This is a genomic window from Pseudonocardia sp. ICBG601 (genome assembly GCF_020496245.1).
Map to the genome: position 1 here is coordinate 378,611 of NZ_JAHLJA010000148.1, position 18,543 is coordinate 397,153.

Sequence of the window (18,543 nt, forward strand, 5' to 3'; positions counted from 1 at the left end):
GCGGCCCGTCCCGACCCGCGCCACCGCGCGGAGAACCGGAGAGCCTGCGTGAGCCCCTCGGAGACCACCGCACTCGCCCCCGACTCGCTGACCGCGCACTCGGGCGTCGTCAGCGAGAGCGAGCAGAAGGCGCTGCGCGCCGACATCCGGCGGTTGTCGACGATGCTCGGGCGGACGTTGTCCGACGAGTCCGGTCCCGAGGTCCTGGAGCTGGTCGAGCAGGTGCGCCGGGCGGCCCGGGACTCCGCGCGCGGCGAGGCCGGGCCGGACGTCGTCGCGGCCCTGCTCGACGGGATCGACACCGGCACCGCGGTGCTGCTGGCGCGGGCGTTCTCCCAGTACTTCCAGCTGGCCAACGTCGCCGAGCAGCTGCACCGGTCCCGTGAGCTGCGCGAGCTGCGCCCGGCCGACGCGCGACCGCTGCGGACGGTGCTGCGCCGCCTGGCCACCGAGGCCGACCCGGACGAGGTCGCCGACGTGCTGGCCCGGGCCGAGCTGCGCCCGGTGTTCACCGCGCACCCGACCGAGTCGACCCGGCAGTCGGTGCTGGGCATCCTGCGCCGGGTCGTCGACGCCCTCGACGACCGGGCGCCCGACGAGGAGCTCGCCGCGCTGGTCGACCTGCTGTGGCAGACCGACGACATCCGCCCCGGCAAGCCGATGGTGATCGACGAGGCCCGCAACGTCGCCTGGTTCGCGGCCCGGCTCGGTGAGCGGACCGTCCCGGACCTGCTGGGCGAGTTCGCCCGGGAGGCCGCCGAGGCCGGGCTGGAGATCCCCGACGACGCGCGTCCGCTCGTGCTGGGGTCGTGGGTCGGCGGCGACCGCGACGGCAACCCCAACGTCACCCCCGCGGTGACCCGCGAGGTGCTGGAGCTCAACGCCGACCGGGCGATCCGGATCCACACCGCGCTGGTGGAGAAGCTGGTCTTCGAGCTGTCGGTGTCGACGCGGGTGATGGGGGTGTCGGAGGAGCTGCGCGGCTCGCTGGCCCGGGACCGCCGCGCGCTGCCCGCGGTGCACGACCGCTACATCCGGCTCAACGCGCACGAGCCGTACCGGCTCAAGCTGTCCTACGTCGCGGCCCGGCTGGAGAACACCCGCCGGCGGATCGCGGCCGGCGCCGCGCACGAGCCGGGCGTCGACTACCTGGGGTCGGCCGGCTACCTGGAGGACCTGCTGGTCGTCGACCGGTCGCTGCGCGGCCACCACGGCGCCCGGATCGCCGGCGGCACCCTGGCCCGGGCGATCCGCTCGGCCCGCGCGCTGGGCCTGCACCTGGTCGAGATGGACGTGCGCGAGCACTCGCAGAAGCACCACGACGCGCTCGGCGCGGTGTTCGACGGGCTCGGTGAGCTGGAGAAGCCCTACGCCGAGCTGACCCGCGACGAGCGCCGCGAGCTGCTCTCGGCGGAGCTGCGCAGCAAGCGGCCGCTGTTCCGCCGCCACTACGGCGTGCCCGAGGCCGCCGCGCCGGTGCTGGACCTGTTCGACACGGTGCACGCGCTGCAGCACGAGTTCGGCGACGAGGTCGTGCGGACCTACATCGTCTCGATGGCCCGCGACGTCGACGACCTGCTCGCCGTCGCCGTGCTGGCCCGCGAGGCGTACATGGTCGAGATCGGCGACGACCCGCGCTCCTCGATCGACCTCGTGCCGCTGTTCGAGACGGTGGAGGAGCTGTCACGGGCCGGGGAGCTGCTGGAGGGGTTGCTGTCGGACCCGGGGTACCGGCAGCAGGTCCGCAACCGCGGTGACCTGCAGGAGATCATGCTGGGGTACTCCGACTCCAACAAGGGCGCGGGGATCACCGCGTCGCAGTGGCAGATCCACCGGGCGCAGCGCCAGCTGCGCGACGTGGCCGCCGAGCACGGGGTGCGGCTGCGGCTGTTCCACGGCCGCGGCGGGTCGGTCGGGCGCGGCGGCGGTCCGGCGGGTGAGGCCATCGCGTCGGCGCCGTTCGGGTCGGTCGACGCCACGATGAAGCTCACCGAGCAGGGTGAGGTCATCTCCGACAAGTACTCGCTGCCCAGCCTGGCGCACGACAACCTGGAGATCCTGCTGGCGTCGATGCTGGACGCGTCGCTGCTGCACCAGGCGTCGCGCTGGCCGGCCGAGACCCTGAAGCGCTGGGACGAGGTCATGGACTGCGTGTCCGAGGCGGCCACCGCGACCTACCGGACGCTCGTCGACGACCCGGGTCTGCCGCTGTTCTTCACCGCGGCGACGCCGGTGGAGGAGCTGGGGCGGCTCAACGTCGGGTCGCGGCCGTCGAAGCGACCGGGGCAGGGCGAGCCGACGCTCGACGACCTGCGGGCGATCCCGTGGGTGTTCGGCTGGACACAGACCCGGATGGTCGTGCCCGGCTGGTACGGCCTGGGCTCGGGACTGAAGGCCGCCCGTGAGGCCGGCTACGCCGACGAGCTCGCCGAGATGCGGGAGTGGGCGTTCTTCCGGAACCTGATCGGCAACGTCGAGATGACGCTGGCGAAGACCGACCTGCGGATCGCGTCGAACTACGTCGCGACCCTGGTGGAGCCGGAGCAGCAGGGACTGTTCGCGCAGATCCGGGCCGAGCACGAGCTGACCCGCCGCGAGCTGCTCGCGGTGACCGGGGAGGACCAGCTGCTCGCCCGGCACCCGGTGCTGCGGGGCACGCTGTCGGTGCGCAACACCTACCTCGAGCCGCTGCACCACCTGCAGGTCGAGCTGCTCGCCCAGCGCCGGGCCGCGGGCGACGACCCGGATCCCGACCTGGAGCGCGCCCTGCTGCTGACGATCAACGGGATCGCGGCCGGGATGAAGAACACCGGCTGAGCTCCGGCACCGGGCCGACCGGTACGTTCCGGACATGGAGCACGATCGGAACACACCCGGCCCGGAGGGCCCCGCGACCCGCCGGGTGGTCGCCTGGGTGCTGATCATCGCGCTGGCCGGGCTCCCGCTCAGCTACCTGGCCGGGACCGCAGGCCCGCAGATCGTCGGCGCGCTGGTGGTCGTCGCGCTGCTGGTCGGCGGCGTGGCGTTCTGGCTGCACCGCCGCACCCGCTGACCGGCCACCCGCTGGAACCGGTGCGGTCGCGGGCTGCTGGACTGCCCGGGTGCAGTACCGCCACGCCCCGGCCGCGAACCACGCGGCGCTCGACGCGGTGCTGGCGTCGGCGCCGGGCCGCCCGACCCTCCCGGTACGCCTGACCGTCGAGCTCGCCGGCCGCGCCCGCGCCCACCTGCCCGCCGACGCCCCGCTCACCGTGTGGGACCCGTGCTGCGGCGCCGGGGTGACCCTCACCGTGCTGGGCCTGCTCGTCCCCGGCCTCGCGCGGCTGGTGGGCACCGACGCCGACCCCGAGCCGCTCGACCTGGCCCGGCGCAACCTCGCCCTGCTCGACCCCGGCGGCCTCACCGCCCGCGCCGCGGACCTCGACGCCCTCGCGGCCCGGCACGACAAGCCGTCCTACGCCGACGCCGCGACCGCCGCCCGGACCCTGGTCCCGGCGAGCACCCCGGCCTGGTCCGTCGCCCCCGCCGACGCCCGGGACACCGCTGCCGTCCGCAGCGCGCTGGCCGGGGCGGATCGGTACGGGACCGGCCCGGACCTGGTCCTGGCCGACCTGCCGCACGGGCACCGGACGACCTGGGCCGCCTCCCCGACCCGGCCCGGCGCGGCCGAGATGCCGGCCCCCGCCGCCGGGCCCGCCCGCGCCGCCGGGCCTGTCCGCGCCGCCGGTCCCGCCCGCGCCGCCGACGACGACCAGGACCCCGGGGTCGAGTTCCTGCGCGCGGTCGCCACCGTGCTCCGCCCGGACGCCGTGGTCGTGGCCGTCGGGCGCGGACGGACGGTGCCGCTGCCGGGCGGGGTCCGGCCCCTCGACCGGGTCCGCGTGGGGCACCGGGCCGCCGTCCTGGTGCGGGCGGGCGCGCTGCGGGAGGGCTGACCGGGGGCAGGATCGCCCGGGGCAGGGCTGCTCGGCACCCTCGCGCCGGGGCAGGGCCGATCGATCCCCGTCGGTGCCTCGCCCCGGCCCCCTCGGTTCCGGGGAGGTCCGACGCCCGCAGAACCGTTCACGGGACGAACTGTCTCTCGTGGAACAGGGGTGCCGGCCGGGCGACGCGCCTCCACGCCTTGCAGGGACCGGGTGCCCGGCCACCCCCTCTTCTCCGAATTCGCTTACCGGGTAAGCGAATTCGGAGAACCAGCACCCTGCCGTGCCCCGGCCCGGGCGAGGTGGCCCGATACCGGGCCGCCGGGCCCAGGAGCTCCGACCTCCGGGCGAGCCGGTACCGGTCACACTGGACCCCGGACCGACACCGACACCGACACCGACACCGTGAGACCGACACAGACACCGAGGACACGCCCGTGAGCACGATCGACCTGAACGCCGACCTCGGTGAGTCCTGGGGCCGGTGGACCCTCGGCGACGACGAGGCGATGCTCGGGCTCGTCACCTCGGCGAACGTCGCGTGCGGGTTCCACGCCGGGGACCCCTCGACGCTGCGGGTCACGACCACGGGGGCGGCCGGGGCGGGGGTCGTCGTCGGGGCGCAGGTGTCGTATCCGGACCTGCGCGGGTTCGGGCGCCGGTTCCTCGACATCGAGCCCGGCGCGCTGACCGACGACGTGCTCTACCAGATCGGCGGCCTCGAGGCCCTGTGCCGGGCCGCGGGCACCCGGGTCCGCTACGTCAAGCCGCACGGTGCGCTCTACAACGCCACGCGGACGCACACCGAGCAGGCGCGCGCGGTGGTCCGGGCGGTGCGGGCGTACGACCCGTCGCTGCCGGTGCTCGGGCTGCCCGGGTCCGAGCTGCTCGCGGAGGCCGAGCGGGCCGGGCTGCGCGCGGTGGGCGAGTTCTTCGTCGACCGCGGCTACACCGGTGAGGGCGGGCTCGTGCCGCGCGGCGAACCGGGTGCGCTGCTCGACGACCCCGCGGAGGCGGCTGAACGGCTCGTCCGCGTGGTCGGGACGGGGACGGTGCGCGCGGTCGACGGCAGCGACGTCGCGGTCCGTGCCGAGTCCGCCTGCCTGCACGGCGACTCCCCCGGCGCCGTCGCGACCGCCCGACGGGTCCGTGACGAGCTCGCCCGGGCCGGGATCACCGTCGCACCGTTCGTGTGAGCGATGATCGGGTCATGACGAACGACCCGCACGCCTGGCTCGAGGACGTCACCGGCACCGAGGCCCTGGAATGGGTGTCGCAGCGCAACGCCCGCACCGAGGCGCGGCTGACCGGCACCCCGCTGTTCGCCGAGCTGGAGTCGGGGATCCGCGAGGTCCTCGACTCCCGCGACCGGATCCCGTTCGTCACCGCCCGCGGCGGGCACTACTACAACTTCTGGACCGACGAGCAGCACCCGCGCGGCCTGTGGCGGCGCACCACCCCGGAGTCCTACCGGAGCGCCGACACCGAGTGGGAGGTGCTGCTCGACGTCGACGCGCTCAACGCGGCCGAGGGCGAGAACTGGGTCTGGCACGGCGCCCGGTTCCTGCGCCCGGACCTCGACCGCGCGCTGGTCGACCTGTCCCGCGGCGGCGCCGACGCCGACGTCACACGCGAGTTCGACCTCCCGACCCGCAGCTTCGTCGACGACGGGTTCTCCCGGCCCGAGGCGAAGGGCGGGATGAGCTGGATCGACCGCGACACCGTCTACCTGTCCACCGACCTCGGTCCGGGCACCATGACGACCTCGGGCTACCCGCGCACGGTGCGCCGGCTGCGCCGCGGCGAGGCCCTGGAGTCCGCCGAGCTGGTCTACGCCGGCGAGGAGACCGATCTCAGCATCTCGGCGTTCCGCGACCACACCCCCGGCTTCGAGCGGGACTTCCTGCGCCGGGCGCTGGCCTTCTACGCCGACGAGCTCCACCTGATCGGCGCGGACGGGACCCTCACCAAGATCGACGTCCCGGACTCCGCGATGGCCGACGTGCACCGCGAGTGGTGCACCGTCGAGCTGCGCGAGGACTGGGGCTCGTTCACCGCGGGCTCGCTGCTCGCCGCCCGCTTCGACGACGTCCTGGCCGGCGCCCCCACCTGGGAGGTGCTGTTCGAGCCCACCGACTCCTCCTCGCTCGCCGGGTACACCTGGACCCGCCACCACCTCGTGCTCGACGTGCTGGAGCACGTCGTCGACCGGCTCGTCGTGCTCACCCCGGGCGAGCAGGGCTGGACCCGCACGCCGTTCACCGGGGCGCCGGAGTTCGGCAGCGTCACCGTCGCCGCGGTCGACGCCGACGAGAGCGACGACGTCTGGCTGATCGTCACCGACTACCTGACCCCGTCGACGCTGTCGATCGCGACGGTCGGCGAACAGCCCCGTCCGCTGCGCAGCGCGCCCGCGTTCTTCGACGCGTCCCGCCACGTCATCGAGCAGCACTTCGTGACCAGCGACGACGGCACCCGGGTCCCGTACTTCCTGGTCCGAGCGAAGGACCTGCCCTTCGACGGCACCGCCCCCACCCTGCTCTACGGCTACGGCGGCTTCGAGATCCCCATGACGCCCGGCTACTCCGGTGGCACCGGCCGGTCCTGGCTGGAGCGCGGCGGCGTGTACGCGGTCGCGAACCTGCGCGGCGGCGGCGAGTACGGGCCGCGCTGGCACCGGGCGGCGCTGCGCGAGAAGCGGCCGCGGGCCTACGAGGACATGGCCGCCGTCGCCCGGGACCTCATCGACCGCGGCGTCACCTCGCGGGCACACCTCGCCGTGCAGGGCGGCAGCAACGGCGGCCTGATGGCCGGGAACATGCTGGTCCGCTACCCGGAGCTGTTCGGCGCGGTGGTGATCCAGGTGCCGCTGCTGGACATGAAGCGCTACAGCCACCTGCTCGCCGGTGCCTCCTGGATGGCCGAGTACGGCGACCCGGACACCGACGACTGGGAGTTCATCCGGACGTTCTCGCCGTACCACCTGATCGACGACGCGGCCGACTACCCGCCGACGATCCTGCTGACCTCCACCCGCGACGACCGGGTGCACCCCGGCCACGCCCGCAAGTTCACCGCCGCGCTGGAGGCCGCCGGTCACGACGTGACCTACTACGAGAACATCGAGGGCGGGCACGGCGGCGCCGCGGACAACGCGCAGGCCGCGAGGATGGCCGCACTGGCCTACGGATTCCTGTGGGAGAAGCTGGCATGAGCGACGTCGTGATCAGGGTGCGGGGCGAGCACGAGCGGCAGGTGCCCGCCGAGCGCGGCACCGCGCTCGTCGTCGTGGAGGCGCAGGGCCCCGAGGCCGCCCCGGTGCGGGCGGAGGTCGAGCGCGGCACCGCGGCGCTCGTCGCCGACGTGCGCGGCCTGCACGACCCCGACGCCGGGCCGGTCCGGCGCTACGTCGTCGACCAGGCCCGCAGCTGGGTCGAGCAGCCCTCCTTCGAGGGGCGCCCGCAGCCGCCGGTGCACCACGCGTCGGTGTCGGTGTCGGTGGAGTTCGACGACGTCGCACGGCTCGGCGCGTGGCTGTCCGGTGTGGACCGGTTCACCGGTGCGCAGGTCCAGGGGATCACCTGGGACCTGGCCCGCGACCACCGCCGCGAGGTCGAGCGCGCGGCCCGGCAGGACGCGCTGCGCCAGGCCGTCGAACGCGCCCAGGACTACGCCGACGCCCTGGACCTGGGCACCGTCGCCCCGCGCTCGGTCGCCGACACCGGGATGCTCGGCACACGGGCGGTCGCGATGAGCGCCCGGGCCGTGAGCGCGCCCGGCAGCTGGGGCGCCGAGTCCGCCGACGGCGGGCTCGGGACGCTGCTCGCCCCGGACGACATCACCGTCCGGGCCGAGGTGGAGGCCGAGTTCGTGGTCCGGCCGGGCTGCTGACGCCGGGGCGGGCTCAGCCCTCCCGGGCGGCGATCTCCGAGTGCTCTGTGCGCAGCTCCCGCTTGAGGATCTTCCCGCTGGGGTTCTTCGGGAGGGCGTCGGCGAACACGACGTACTTGGGCCGCTTGTAGCCGGCGAGCTTGTCCTTCGCGTGCGCGTCGACCTGCTCGCGGGTCAGCGTCACGCCGTCCTTCGGGACGACGACCGCGGTGACGGCCTCGATCCAGTGCGGGTGGCTGACGCCGAACACGGCGACCTCGGCGACGCCGTCGAGCAGGTAGAGCGCCTCCTCCACCTCGCGGGAGGCCACGTTCTCCCCACCCGTCTTGATCATGTCCTTCTTGCGGTCGACGACGGACAGGTACCCGTCGGCCGTCATCACACCCAGGTCGCCGGAGTGGAACCAGCCGCCGGCGAACGCCTCGGCGGTCTTCTCCTCGTTCTCGTAGTACCCCAGCGTCACGTGCGGGCTGCGGTGCACGATCTCGCCGACCTCGCCCGGCGGGACCTCGTTGCCCTCGTCGTCGACGACGCGCGTCTCGACGTTCAGCGACGCCCGCCCGGCCGACCCGGCGTGGCTGAGCTGCTCGTGCGGGGCCAGCAGGGTCGCCAGCGGCGAGGTCTCGGTCTGGCCGTAGAAGTTCCACAGCCGCACGTCGGGCAGCCGCCGGGACAGCTCCTGCAGCACCTCGACCGGCATCGCCGCCGCGCCGTAGTAGCCCTTGCGCAGGCTCGACAGGTCCCGGGTGTCGAAGTCCGGGTGGCGCAGCAGCGAGATCCACACCGTCGGCGGGCAGAAGAGCTTGGTGACCTTCTCCCGCTCGATCGTCTCCAGCAGCCGGGCCGGATCCGGCGACGGGAGGATGATGCTGGTCGCGCCCAGGTAGACGTCGACGGACAGGAAGCAGTCCAGCTGCGCGCAGTGGTAGAGCGGCAGCGAGTGCAGCTCGACGTCGTCGTGCTCCATCCCGCCGTCGACGACGCACGACACGTACTGGGTGATCAGCGACCGGCTCGGCAGCATGACGCCCTTGGGCCGCGACTCGGTGCCGGAGGTGTACATGAGGCGCAGCGGGTCGTCGTCGGCGATGTGCACGTCGGGCTCGCCGGGGTCGCCGTCGCCGTCGATCCAGGCGTCCAGGTCGGCCCAGTCGCCGGTCGGCGCCTGCCCGGACAGTCCGATCCAGGCCCGGACCGACGCCGGCGCCGACGACTGCGCGAGCGCCTTCTCCCCGGTGGCGGCCAGCGCGTCCTCGACGACGAACGCCGTCGCCCCGGAGTGGTCGAGGATGAACGCGATCTCCTCGGCGTTCAGCATGAAGTTGATCGGCACGAGCACGACGCCGAGCCGCGCGGTGGCGTAGACGAGCACCGCGAACTGGCGGCAGTTGTGCGAGAGCAGCGCGAGCCGGTCGCCCTTGGCCAGCCCCTGCTCCGCCAGGGCGGCGGCGCACCGGTTCACCGCCGCGTCGAACTCGGCGAACGTCCAGCGGGTGTCGCCGTCGACGACCGCGGTCTTGCCCGGATACCGGACGGCCGTGCGGTGCAGGAGGTCCCCGAGCGAGTGCCGGCGCACCCGCTGGATCGCCGCGGCGGTCTGCTCACTGAACTCGGTAGCACCGTTGCCCATGGCGGCATCCTGCCCGAGGACACCCCGACAGTCACGTACGACTGTTTTCCCCGGATCCGACGGGCGCGGCGGTGTCCCGGGCTGTGTCCCGGGCGGTGTCCTGGGCGTGCTCGGCCGGCACGCAGACGCCGGTCGGCTCGTCCCGTCCGCGCAGCGTCACCGACTCCCCGGCCCGCCACCGCGCGGCCTCCGCACCGGCGGCGTCGACGGCCCGCGCGGACGCGACGACCATCCCCGGCACCGACTTCGCCAGCTCGGTGAGCCGGGCGGCCTCGTTCACCGGGTCGCCGATCACGGTGTACTCGTAGCGGCGCGGGTCCCCGATGTTGCCGGCCACGGCGTCGCCCGCGGAGACGCCGATCCCGGCCTCGACCTCGGGCATCTCCTCGGCCAGGCGGGCGCCCAGGCAGCGGGCGGCGCTCAGCGCGGCGCCGGGGGCGTCGTCGAGGTCGAGCGGGGCACCGAAGACCGCGAGTGCGGCGTCGCCCTCGAACTTGTTGATCCACCCACCGGCCTGCTCGACGCACTCGACGACCACCCCGAAGAAGCGGTTCAGGACCGCCACGACCTCCTCGGGCGGGCGGCGGGCGGCCATCGTCGTCGAACCGACGAGGTCGACGAACAGCACGGCGACCGGGCGCACCTCGCCGCCGAGCCGGATGCCGTCGCCGCGTGCCGAGGCGGCCTCGGCGACGTCGCGGCCGACGTGGCGGCCGAACAGGTCGCGGATCCGCTCCCGCTCGCGCAGGCCCTCGACCATGCTGTTCGTCCCGGCCTGGAGCTGGCCGAGCTCGGTGTTGTCGTAGACGGGCAGGCGGACGTCGAGGTCGCCGTCCTGCACCCGGGCCAGCGCGCGGCGCACCGCCAGCACCGGGTCGGCGATGGCGCGGGCGGCACCGAGGGTCGTGATCAGCCCGACCCCGATCGCCGTGCCGCCCAGCGCGAGCATGGTGACCGCGAGCTGGGTGGGTGAGGAGTCGCCGAACACCAGCGCGACGAGCCCGGCCAGCATGATCCCGGAGATCGGGACCGCGGTGCCGAGCGCCCAGAACCCGACCGAGCGCAGCATGACCCCGGTGACCAGGCGACGCCGCTTCGGCGGCCGTCCGGACAGCACCCGGGCCGCGGCGCGGCGCAGCATCCGCTCGACCAGCAGGTAGGACAGCGACGACGTGGTCACGCCGCCGATGAGCACGGTGGCGGTGACCGAGAAGCCCAGCCGGCCGGAGTAGCGCAGGTTCAGGAAGCAGAACAGGACCGCGGCCACCGCCCACAGCAGCGCGACCATCGAGGTGATCCGGGCGGGTGCCCGCAGCACCAGCCGTCGCTCGTCGGCCTGCGGGTCGCGCGAGGAGCGGCGCACGGTCAGCTTCCGGCGGCCGAACCAGATCCCGACCGGGACCGCGACGAGCAGGTAGATCCCCAGCACGACGAGGTTGACCAGCCGGATCTCGACGGCGTCGAGCAGCTGCTCGCGGGGCAGCACGAAGGCCGCGATGACCAGCACCACGGCCGCGCCGATGACGTTCGCCGACGCCACGACGAGGGCGAGCAGGGCCCGTACCGGCAGCCCGACGACCTGGCGGCCCGGCCGCGTCGCGGGTCGCTGCGCATCCATGGGCCGGAGTCTAGGCCGATCGAGTGAGCCGGGCCGCCGGAGATCGGGACCGGATGCCGGACCCTCCCCGCGCCCCAGCCCGCCGGGACGGGGAACGGGCGCCACCACCGTGCTGCGCGACGGGATGGCCGCCCACCCTGCGCGGTCGGCCGCCTGGGCCGAACCCACTACGGCGGCTCCCCGTTCGCGTGTTCTCGTCGCCGCGACGTTGTGAGACCCAGCTCACGGGTACTGGCCCCGGGTAGGTCACACATCGGGACGGACCGGCTCCGGCGGGGCCCGTCACACAGAGGGGACAACCAGATGACCAGCACGTATGGCACCACCGGCCGCGGCGCCGTCGCAGGCGGACCGGCGGAGCACGCGGGCGCGGTGGCCCCCGGGCACGCCGACCCCGGGCACGCCGACCACCGGCACAGCGACCACGCCGTCACCGACCGCACCGTCACCGACCGCACCACGGTGGACCACCGGCCGGGCGTCGCGCACCACCCGGGCGGGGTACCGGTCGCGGGCAGCCCGCGGCTGGACCGCATCCGCTGGGGCGCGGTGTGGATCGGCGCGCTGACCACGTTCGCGACCAACATCGTCCTGCAGCTGCTGTTCTTCGCCTTCGGCTGGCTGGCCTTCGGCGGTCCCGGCACGACGACGGCGGCCGTGGTGTCGGTGGTCATCGGCCTGCTCGCGTTCTTCCTCGGTGGCATGGCGACCGGGTCGTCGACGCTGTGGGACAGCCCCGGCGACGGCGTGGTCAACGCCCTGGCGATGTGGGTCCTGACCACGATGCTGCTGGTCGCGCTCGCCCTCGCGGGTGGCGGCGCGCTCGCCGGCTACGCGGGCTCGGCGTTCGCCGGCATGAACGGCACGGGCATCGTCGGCCTCGCGCGCGACGCCGCGGGCTGGTCGGTCCTCGGGATGGGTGTCACCGCCGCGGCCGCGGCGATCGGTGGCGCCGTCGGTGCCCGCCTCTGGCCGGGTGCCGCGCAGCGGACCGCCCGGATCTGACCGCGCCCGGCGCCGACCGGGCGCCGCACCGGCACACGACCGCCCCCGCCACCGTCGCCGCAGCGACGGGACGGGGGCGTCGCCGTGTCCGGGCCGGTGGGTGGAGAGCCGATCTCCACCCGGGGTCGGTCCCCGGGTGGATCCGGGAGGGGGTCCGCGCGCGGGACCGTCGTCGGGTCCGATCCGCCGCACCCCGGAGGCACCGATGACCCCGACCACCACACCGACGGCCACCCCGGCGCCCACCGCCCCCGCGGGCCGCGGCGCCGTGCTGCGGCAGACCGTGGGCTCGCTGCTGGTGGACGCGGCGCTGCCCTACCTCGTCTACGTCGTGCTGACCGGGCAGGGCATGTCCGACGTCGCGGCGCTGGCCTGGTCCGCGCTGCCGCCCGCGCTGAACGTGCTGGTGCAGGCGGTGCGGCACCGCAGGCTCAACCCGGTCGGGGTGATCGTGCTGGTCACCATCGCGGCCGGGCTGGCGACGTCGCTGCTCAGCGGCGACGCCCGGTTCGCCGTCGCCCGCGACGCGATCCAGAGCATCGCGTTCGGACTGCTGCTCGCCGGGTCGCTGGTGGTCGGGCGCCGCCCGCTGGTGTTCCACGTGTGCCGCTTCTTCGGCAGCGCCCAGCGCCCCGACCTGCCCGCGCTGATGGAGCGCCAGTGGGCCGCCAACCCGGTGTTCCGCCGGACGCTGCGCCGCGCGACGGGCGTCGCCGCGTGCGTGATGGCGCTGGAGGCGACCCTGCGGATCACGCTGGCCTACACGCTGGCCCCGGTGGTGGCGCTGCCGATCCTGTCGGTGCAGTCGATCGTGATGTGGACGGGCCTGTCCGCGCTGCTGGTGGTCAGTGTGAAGCGGGCGGTGCGGGCGGGCCGGTGACCTCCAGCAGGTCCCGCAGCCGCTCCAGATCCGCGACGACGGCGGCGACGTCCGCGGCGTGGTCGGCGTCCGGTGCCCCGGGGGTGCGCCGGACGCCGAACACGACCTCGGCGCCGCCGGGGTGCTCCACCACCCGCATCGGGTTGTGGAAGCGCTCCCCGGTCGCGGTCAGCACCTCGTGGTCGAGCACGCCCCAGGTGTTCTCGGGGGCGAACCGGAGCTCGATCCCCCCGAGCGGGCCGCCGGGCACGACCCAGCGGCCGTCGCGCTCCTCGATGCGGTCCCCGACGCCGGCCGCCCACCGCGGCAGGTTCCGCGGGTCGCGGGCGAAGGCGTAGACCCGCTGCGGGTCGGCGCCGACGACGACCGACACCCAGCTCGCGGCGACGCTCACGCCCGCAGCCCCGCGAGCCGCCCGGCCGCCTGCTCCAGTACGTCGTCGCGCTTGCAGAACGCGAACCGCACGAACGGCCGGTAGGCCCGCGCCGCGTCGGGCGACGGGCAGAACACCGACACCGGGACGGCGGCGACCCCGCACAGCCCGGGCAGCTTCCAGGCCAGGTCGACGCCGTCGTCGAACCCGAGGGGGCGCGGGTCGGCGACCACGAAGTACGTCCCGCGCGGGGTGAGCACGTCGAACCCGGCCGCCCGCAGCCCGGCGGACAGTAGGTCCCGCTTGCGGGCCAGGTCCGCGGTGAGGCCGGTGTAGAAGTCGTCGCCCAGGGCCAGCGCGTGCGCGACGGCGGGCTGCAGCGGGGCGCCGCCGTGGAAGGTCAGGAACTGCTTGACCGCCCGCGGCGCGGCGACGAGCTCCGGCGGGCCGTGCACCCAGCCGACCTTCCAGCCGGTCACCGAGAACGTCTTGCCCGCCGAGGAGATCGTGAGGGTGCGGTCGGCGAGTCCGGGCAGCGACGCCATCGGCACGTGCCGGGCGTCGTCGAAGACCATGTGCTCGTACACCTCGTCGGTGACGACGACGGCGTCGTGCGCGACGGCGAGCTCCCCGACCCGGGTCAGCTGGTCGCGGGTGAGCACGGCGCCGGTCGGGTTGTGCGGGGTGTTGACCAGCACCACCCGGGTGCGGTCGGAGAACGCGGCGGCCAGCGCGTCGTCGTCGAAGCCGAAGTCGGGCGGGAGCAGCGGCACGGTCCGCAGCGTGGCGCCGGCCAGCGCGACGGCGGCGGCGTAGGAGTCGTAGGCGGGCTCGAAGGCGACGACCTCGTCGCCGGGGCCGCAGAGCCCGAGCAGGGTCGCGGCGATCGCCTCGGTCGCCCCCGTGGTGACGACGACGTCGGCCGGGTCGACCTCGAGGCCGTACCAGCGGTGCTGGTGCGCGGCGACGGCCTCGCGCAGCGCGGGTACGCCCGGGCCGGGCGGGTACTGGTTCAGGCCGCGCTCGGTGATGTTGGCGGCGGCGTCGGCAAGCAGGGAGGCCGGACCGTCGGTGTCCGGGAAGCCCTGGCCGAGGTTGATCGCACCGGTCTCGACCGCGAGGCGGGAGATCTCGGTGAAGATCGTCGAGGTGAACGGGCGCATGCGCTCGACCAGCATGGGCCCGACACTATCCGGGTGGGCGGGTGGCGCAGCTCCTGATCGAGGGTCTGCGCGAACCCGTGCCGGTCCACGGACGCCGGTGGGTTCCACCGCGCCGGGACGAGCTCCTCCGCCCGACCTAGTCGAGTCCGCGGACGATGTGGGACTCGTCGTCGTGCTGCTCGTCGGTCTCGATCGAGATGTCCTCGTTCATCGCATGGCCTCCTCACGGATGTCGGATGACGAATGATGGACACAGAGGAAGACGTCCGTCATCGGGAAAACGTTGCTGTACCGGCCTGTGGACCGATCCAGAATCACCCGACCGGGTGAGCAGACCTGCCCACCCGGTCGGGGTCGTTCCTCGTCCATGCGTCAGGTCTACCCGCCGATGCGGCCGACCAGGTGGAGCTTTTGCGCGTCCTTGGCGCTGCGCAGGGCCAGTCCCCACGCACCGCCTGCGGCCTGCTCGGTCACGAGCTCGGCCTTCGCCGGGAGCAGCACCGGCTTGCGGAAGACGACGTCGTAGGTGCAGGCGTCGGGGACCCGGCCCTCCAGCGCCGCGGCGGCGTGCGCCGCGGTCCACATGCCGTGCGCGATCGCCCGCGGGAAGCCCATCGCCTTCGCGGTGAGCGGGTGCAGGTGGATCGGGTTCACGTCACCGGAGACGGCCGCGTAGCGGCGCCCGATGTCGCCCGGGACCCGCCACAGCGCGTTCGCCGGACCGGTGGGCACCGGCGGCTCGGCGATGTCGGCCGTGCCGTCGCCGCCCGCCGGGCCGTCCGGGGCCGTCGCCCCGCGGGCCAGGTAGGTGCTGCGGCCCTCCCAGACGGTCTCCCCGTCCGCGGAGACCTCGCCGATCAGGTCCACCTGCGCACCCTTGGGGTGGCGGGTGAACCGCTCGGCCCACACCCGGACGTCGAGCGTCCCGGTCGGGGCGATCGCCCGGTGCACGGTGATCCGGTTGGCGATGTGCACCAGCCCGGGCAGCGGCAGCGGGAACGACCGGCCGGCCATCAGCACGACCTGCAGCGGGAAGGTGAGCATGTGCGGGTAGGTCACCGGCAGGGCGTTGCCGACCCGGAACCCGCAGACCCGGGCGTAGTCGGCGAGGTGCCCCTGCTCGACGGTGACGCCGCGGCGGACCAGCTCGGTCGCGGGCAGCGACCGGCCGGAGCCGCCGGGCAGCGCCGCCCGGGCGGCCGCGGAGGCGTAGTACGGCCCTAGCGACGGCGGGCCGGGCAGCTCGGTGACCTTCCGGTCCTCGGCCACGGTCATCAGGCCCCCAGCATCGACTGGCCGCAGACCCGCACGACCTGCCCGTTGAGCCCGCCGGACTCGGCGCGGCCGAACCAGCCGATGGCTTCGGCGACGTCGACCGGCAGCCCGCCCTGCTTGAGCGAGTTGATCCGGCGGCCGCCCTCGCGGGTGGCGACGGGCATCTTCGCGGTCATGTCGGTCTCGATGAACCCGGGTGCGACGGCGTTGATCGTCGCGCCGCGCTCGGCGAAGCGCGGGGCGAGCGCGCGGACCATCCCGATCACACCGGCCTTCGAGGCGGCGTAGTTGGTCTGGCCGCGGTTGCCCGCGATGCCCGACTGCGACGACACGCAGACCACGCGGCCGGCCTCGTGCAGCGGGGAGCCCTTCGCCAGCAGCGCCTCGTTGATCGTCAGCTGGGCGCCCAGGTTGACCCCGAGGACCGAGTTCCAGCGGTCCTCGGTCATGTTCGCGAGCAGCTTGTCGCGGGTGATGCCCGCGTTGTGCACCACGATGTCGACGCCGTCGTGCCGGTCGGCGAGATGCGAGAGCAGCCGGTCCGCCGCGTCGGAGGCGGTGATGTCCAGCTGCAGCGCGGTGCCGCCGGTGCGGTTCGCGGTGCGGGCCAGGCCCTCGCCGGCCGCCGGGATGTCGACGGCGACGATCGTCGCGCCGTCGCGGGCCAGGGTGTCGGCGATGGCCGCGCCGATGCCCCGTGCCGCCCCGGTGACCACCGCGACGCGCCCGGCGAGCGGCTGCTCCTCGGCGCGCGGGTCGTCGACCTCGGCCGGCTCCCGCGGGTTCCCGACCGGGGCGGCGACGTGCGCTACCTGGCCGTCGACGTAGGCGGAGCGGGCCGACAGGAAGAACCGGACCGACGAGTCGATCGCGGCCGGGGTCACGTCGGAGGTCACGACGAGCAGGTTCGCCGTCGCGCCGAACCGCAGCTCCTTGCCGATCGAGCGGACCAGGCCGTCGAGCGACTGGGCGACGGCGGCCGCCTCGGCCCCGGACGCCTCGGCGGGCTCGGCGCCGATCAGCAGCACCCGGCCCGAGGGCCCGAGCCTCTTCACCGCGGGGGTGAGGATCTGCTGGGCGGCGGCGAGGTCGGCCAGCGTCCGCGCTCCCGACAGGTCGACGACGACGCCGTGCAGCCGGTCCTCGCCGACCGCCGTGAGCGCGGGGACACCCTGCTCCTCGACGAACGCGGTGACCGCCTTGGCGAAGCGGCCCTCGCCCACGGCCGCGACGAGCACGGGGCCGGCGAGCAGCGGGTCGCCGGGACGGTGCCGGCGCAGGGTCGGCACCGTGGGCAGCCCGAGCTGCTTGGCGATGCCGGTGTTGGACAGGGTCGCGAGCAGGTCGCTCATGCCTTCTTCGCCTCCAGGATCGCGACGACGCCCTGGCCGCCCGCGGCGCAGATCGAGATCAGGCCGCGCTGGTCCTTCTTCTCCGTGTCGGCCTTCTCCCGCAGGAGCTTGGCCAGGGTGGCGACGATCCGCCCGCCGGTCGCGGCGAACGGGTGCCCCGCGGCGAGCGAGGAGCCCGCGACGTTGAGCTTCGCGTCGTCGATCGCGCCCAGCGGCGCGTCGAGGCCCAGGCGCTCCTTGCAGAAGCGCGGGTCCTCCCAGGCCTTGCGCTGCACGAGCACGACCGAGGCGAACGCCTCGTGGATCTCGTACAGGTCGAAGTCCTGCAGGGACAGGCCGTTGCGCTCGAGCATCCGCGGGACGGCGAACACCGGCGCGGTGAGCAGCCCGTCCGGGCCGTGCACGTAGTCCACGGCCGAGGTCTCGGCGTCGACGACGTGGGCCAGCACCGGCAGCTTGTGCTCGGCGGCCCACTCGTCGGACCCGAGCAGGACCAGCGCGGCGCCGTCGGTCAGCGGCGTCGAGTTGCCCGCCGTCATCGTGGCGTCCGGGCCCTTCCCGAAGACCGGCTTGAGCTTCGCCAGCTTCTCCACCGAGGAGTCCGCGCGCAGGTTGTTGTCGCGGGTCAGCTTCAGGTACGGCGTGACGAGGTCGTCGAAGAAGCCGCGGTCGTAGGCGGCGGCCAGGTTGTGGTGGCTGCGCGCGGTCAGCTCGTCCTGCTCGGTGCGGCCGATGCCCCACTCCAGCGCGGTGCGCGCCGCGTGCTCGCCCATCGACAGGCCGGTGCGGGGCTCGGAGTTCTCGGGGATGTCCGGGACGATCTGGCCCGGCCGCAGCTGCCCGACCAGCTTGAGCCGGTCCACCGCCGTCTTCGCGGCGTTGAGCTTGACCAGCACGCGACGCAGGTCGTCGTTCAGCGCGATCGGCGCGTCGGACGCGGTGTCCACACCGCCGGCGACGCCGGACTCGATCTGGCCGAGCGCGATCTTGTTGGCGACGGCGATCGTCGCCTCCAGGCCGGTGCCGCAGGCCTGCTGCACGTCGTAGGCCGCGGTGGCGGGGTTCAGCCGGGAGCCGAGGACCGCCTCGCGGGTCAGGTTGAAGTCGCGGGAGTGCTTGAGCACGGCGCCGGCCACGACCTCACCCAGGCGCTCGCCGGCCAGCCCGAAGCGGGCCACCAGACCGTCGAGCGTCGTGGTGAGCATGTCGAGGTTCGAGGCGGAGGCGTAGGCACCGTTGGCCCGCGCGAACGGGATGCGGTTGCCGCCGATGACGGCGGCGCGCCGGGTGCTGGCTGGCATGGGGGTCGTCCCTCCTGGATCGGGTCCCGCCCCACCCGATCGGGTCGCCGCGCTGCACGCGGCTCCGGGCGGGCGGAGCATCAGCTCGTGGTTCGTCGTTACCACGGGGTAGCCGGTACTCAAGGTACACGG

At 74.5% G+C, this 18,543-nt stretch carries 15 protein-coding genes; 8 read left to right on the top strand and 7 right to left on the bottom strand.

Going from position 1 to position 18,543, the window contains the following annotated elements:
• Window positions 1-48: 48 nt before the first annotated feature.
• The 6 genes from ppc to KPL57_RS30905 all read left to right on the top strand — a co-directional run bounded on the left by ppc (window position 49) and on the right by KPL57_RS30905 (window position 7,814).
• A complete protein-coding gene (gene ppc, locus KPL57_RS30880) occupies window positions 49-2,817 on the top strand; it encodes a phosphoenolpyruvate carboxylase (RefSeq protein WP_226354182.1) in 2,769 nt (922 codons plus the stop codon).
• A 34-nt stretch (window positions 2,818-2,851) separates the two neighbouring features.
• Window positions 2,852-3,052, top strand: coding sequence for a hypothetical protein (locus tag KPL57_RS30885; protein WP_062398523.1), 201 nt, complete (start codon window positions 2,852-2,854; stop codon window positions 3,050-3,052).
• 49 nt (window positions 3,053-3,101) lie between these two features.
• On the top strand, window positions 3,102-3,935 hold the full coding sequence (locus KPL57_RS30890; protein WP_226354183.1) for an rRNA methyltransferase: 834 nt from the start codon (window positions 3,102-3,104) through the stop codon (window positions 3,933-3,935).
• A gap of 425 nt (window positions 3,936-4,360) precedes the next feature.
• Window positions 4,361-5,119 carry a LamB/YcsF family protein gene (locus KPL57_RS30895; RefSeq protein ID WP_226354184.1) on the top strand — a complete coding sequence of 253 codons (759 nt, stop codon included), beginning with the start codon at window positions 4,361-4,363 and terminating at the stop codon, window positions 5,117-5,119.
• 14 nt (window positions 5,120-5,133) lie between these two features.
• The gene (locus KPL57_RS30900) at window positions 5,134-7,137 is read left to right on the top strand and encodes a prolyl oligopeptidase family protein (RefSeq protein ID WP_226354185.1); all 2,004 of its coding nucleotides are present in this window, start codon (window positions 5,134-5,136) and stop codon (window positions 7,135-7,137) included.
• Window positions 7,134-7,814, top strand: a complete 681-nt coding sequence (locus tag KPL57_RS30905; RefSeq protein ID WP_226354186.1) for an SIMPL domain-containing protein — start codon at window positions 7,134-7,136, stop codon at window positions 7,812-7,814. Before KPL57_RS30900 ends, KPL57_RS30905 begins: the two co-directional genes overlap by 4 nt.
• A gap of 13 nt (window positions 7,815-7,827) precedes the next feature.
• Here the strand turns inward: KPL57_RS30905 and KPL57_RS30910 are convergent, their stop codons facing one another.
• Entirely contained in the window at window positions 7,828-9,444 is a 1,617-nt protein-coding gene (locus tag KPL57_RS30910; protein WP_226354187.1) for an acyl-CoA synthetase, read from the bottom strand.
• A gap of 31 nt (window positions 9,445-9,475) precedes the next feature.
• Entirely contained in the window at window positions 9,476-11,062 is a 1,587-nt protein-coding gene (locus KPL57_RS30915; RefSeq protein WP_226354188.1) for a mononucleotidyl cyclase, read from the bottom strand.
• 303 nt (window positions 11,063-11,365) lie between these two features.
• On the opposite strand from KPL57_RS30915, the gene KPL57_RS30920 reads away from it, so the two are divergent.
• Window positions 11,366-12,067, top strand: a complete 702-nt coding sequence (locus tag KPL57_RS30920) for a hypothetical protein (protein ID WP_226354189.1) — start codon at window positions 11,366-11,368, stop codon at window positions 12,065-12,067.
• Window positions 12,068-12,272: 205 nt separating this feature from the next.
• The gene (locus KPL57_RS30925; protein WP_226354190.1) at window positions 12,273-12,947 is read left to right on the top strand and encodes a VC0807 family protein; all 675 of its coding nucleotides are present in this window, start codon (window positions 12,273-12,275) and stop codon (window positions 12,945-12,947) included.
• Here KPL57_RS30925 and KPL57_RS30930 read toward each other — a convergent pair.
• The 5 genes from KPL57_RS30930 to KPL57_RS30950 all read right to left on the bottom strand — a co-directional run bounded on the left by KPL57_RS30930 (window position 12,913) and on the right by KPL57_RS30950 (window position 18,411).
• Window positions 12,913-13,341, bottom strand: a complete 429-nt coding sequence (locus tag KPL57_RS30930) for an SRPBCC family protein (protein WP_226354191.1) — start codon at window positions 13,339-13,341, stop codon at window positions 12,913-12,915. The two genes, KPL57_RS30925 and KPL57_RS30930, sit on opposite strands and share 35 nt — an antisense overlap.
• Window positions 13,338-14,498 carry a pyridoxal phosphate-dependent aminotransferase gene (locus KPL57_RS30935; protein WP_226354192.1) on the bottom strand — a complete coding sequence of 387 codons (1,161 nt, stop codon included), beginning with the start codon at window positions 14,496-14,498 and terminating at the stop codon, window positions 13,338-13,340. Before KPL57_RS30935 ends, KPL57_RS30930 begins: the two co-directional genes overlap by 4 nt.
• Before the next feature lie 363 nt (window positions 14,499-14,861).
• A complete protein-coding gene (locus KPL57_RS30940) occupies window positions 14,862-15,758 on the bottom strand; it encodes a MaoC family dehydratase (RefSeq protein WP_226354193.1) in 897 nt (298 codons plus the stop codon).
• The gene (locus KPL57_RS30945; RefSeq protein ID WP_226354194.1) at window positions 15,758-17,110 is read right to left on the bottom strand and encodes a 3-oxoacyl-ACP reductase; all 1,353 of its coding nucleotides are present in this window, start codon (window positions 17,108-17,110) and stop codon (window positions 15,758-15,760) included. Before KPL57_RS30945 ends, KPL57_RS30940 begins: the two co-directional genes overlap by 1 nt.
• Entirely contained in the window at window positions 17,107-18,411 is a 1,305-nt protein-coding gene (locus KPL57_RS30950) for an acetyl-CoA C-acetyltransferase (RefSeq protein ID WP_226354195.1), read from the bottom strand. Before KPL57_RS30950 ends, KPL57_RS30945 begins: the two co-directional genes overlap by 4 nt.
• Window positions 18,412-18,543 lie beyond the last annotated feature (132 nt).